The organism is Polaribacter sp., assembly GCF_965656025.1.
In the GTDB taxonomy this organism is placed as follows: domain Bacteria; phylum Bacteroidota; class Bacteroidia; order Flavobacteriales; family Flavobacteriaceae; genus Polaribacter.
The window spans coordinates 17,780-19,131 of record NZ_CBFHJT010000019.1 but is presented as its reverse complement, the minus strand read 5'-3'; the positions used below and the strand labels follow the sequence as shown (position 1 = coordinate 19,131).

Genomic DNA, 1,352 nt, shown 5'->3' with positions numbered 1-1,352 from the left:
TTTTAATTTGCATGATATACGTTTTATAGTTTCTAAAAAAATTAAACTATTTAAAAATAGTCTTGTCAATATCTTTATAGGATTTTCTAATTTTAATCAAATAAAGATTTTTAGGACACTATAAAAGTAAGAGGAACTATAGACTTAAAATATGACTTTCATCATACTTTATCATGCACTTTGGTATGGATATTATTGTTCCATAAAGTTAAAATATCTGTAGCAACACTGGCACCACTTCCTGCTGCAATTGCAAATTGACTGCGCCAACCAGCAATAGTACCACAACAATACAATCCATTTTTAATCAAATGGTTTTGATTTTGTAATTGTATTCTATCTTTTTTTATGTTAGCTTTTTTATGTGGAATAACATATTCTTCTAAACCATTAATGGTAAAAGGCTTGGAGTAATTGAGTGCAATTATAACTATGGTAGAGAAATAAGTGTTTTTGTTAGTAATAACTTTGTACCCAGTATCTAAATCTTCTACAGTTAATACTTTCTCATTTTCTATTTGAGAAACATGAGGATATAATTCACTCAGCTGTGTTTTACCCTCTATTAAAATATCACTTCCTAATTTTTTAGGATTTAACCCTAAAACATTATTAAAGAGTGCATTTTGTAAGTGAGATGCTTTTTGATGCATGAATATTCCGATATTTTTATCGGCAGCAAAAGCTTTTTCTTTTGCAGAGCCTAATACCAAGGCACACTGCATTCCAGAGACTCCACCACCAACAATTAACACATCAAAATTCATACTAAAACAACATTTTTATATTCGCAGCAAATAATTTTACTGCTATAGCTAGTAAAATTACACCAAAAACTTTTCTAATTATTTGTATGCCAGTTGCCCCAATTAAACGTTCTATTTTAGACGATGTTTTTAAAACAATATAAATAACAATTACGTTTAAAAAAACAGCTACAATAATATTTTCTATGGCAAATTCTGCTCTTAAAGAAAGTAACGTTGTTAAACTACCAGGACCAGCAATTAAAGGGAAAGCTAATGGAAAAACAGTTGCTGTTATTGTGCCAGACTCTCCATCATCTTTATAAAGAGTGATGCCTAAAATCATTTCTAAAGCAATAAAAAATAAGATAAAAGAACCAGCTACTGCAAAAGAGTTTACATCTATACCAATTAAGTTTAATAAGCTTTTTCCTAAAAAAAGAAAAAACACCATAATAACACCTGCAATTATAGAAGCCTTTTCAGATTGAATATGCCCCACTTTTTTACGTAAATCTATAATAATAGGGATGTTTCCTATAATATCTATTACAGCAAACAAAACCATAAATGCAGTTAAAATTTGTTTTACATTAAATTCCATAT

Annotated in this window: 2 protein-coding genes; both read right to left on the bottom strand. The window is 28.7% G+C overall.

The annotated features are described in order from the left end of the window. Positions 1 to 161: 161 nt before the first annotated feature. Entirely contained in the window at positions 162 to 767 is a 606-nt protein-coding gene (locus ACTG3S_RS05360; RefSeq protein WP_439128339.1) for an NAD(P)/FAD-dependent oxidoreductase, read from the bottom strand. Between the two features lies 1 nt (position 768). Next, complete coding sequence (locus ACTG3S_RS05355; RefSeq protein ID WP_439128338.1) at positions 769 to 1,350, bottom strand: MarC family protein; 582 nt, start codon at positions 1,348 to 1,350, stop codon at positions 769 to 771. Positions 1,351 to 1,352: the final 2 nt, after the last annotated feature.

What these genes read in the sequence shown, in the direction of transcription:
- ACTG3S_RS05355 (WP_439128338.1), bottom strand. Translation starts at nt 1,350, where the DNA reads ATGGAATTTAATGTAAAACAAATTTTAACTGCATTTATGGTTTTGTTT.
- ACTG3S_RS05360 (WP_439128339.1), bottom strand. Translation starts at nt 767, where the DNA reads ATGAATTTTGATGTGTTAATTGTTGGTGGTGGAGTCTCTGGAATGCAG.